The organism is Chitinophaga varians, from assembly GCF_014529945.1.
GTDB lineage: Bacteria > Bacteroidota > Bacteroidia > Chitinophagales > Chitinophagaceae > Chitinophaga > Chitinophaga varians.
In genome coordinates this window covers 1-251 of record NZ_JACVFB010000060.1, presented here as the reverse complement: position 1 = coordinate 251, position 251 = coordinate 1, and the positions used below count along the sequence as shown (strand labels likewise).

The window sequence follows — 251 nt, the reverse complement described above, 5'->3', positions numbered from 1 at the left end:
ACCATCACCCCTTTAGGGCGACCGGTACTGCCGGAGGTATAAATAATATAAGCCAGGTCTGTGAATGAAAAAGGTACCGGGCCGGCAACGCCTGTGGCGGCAGGTAATGCGTCTATCTGCAACAGCACCGGCGTCAGGCCTTCCAGGAAAGGAACAGCCATACCGCTGGTGAGCAGCGCTGCCGCCTCGCTGTCTTTCACCACCCAGGCCGCGCGCTCTTCCGGGTAATCCGTATCAATAGGCACGTAGGC

1 protein-coding gene is annotated in these 251 nt (G+C 58.6%); it reads right to left on the bottom strand.

Going from position 1 to position 251, the window contains the following annotated elements:
• Positions 1 to 251: AMP-binding protein (locus tag ICL55_RS35045; protein WP_188106742.1), on the bottom strand; the 251-nt coding region annotated here is incomplete at both ends.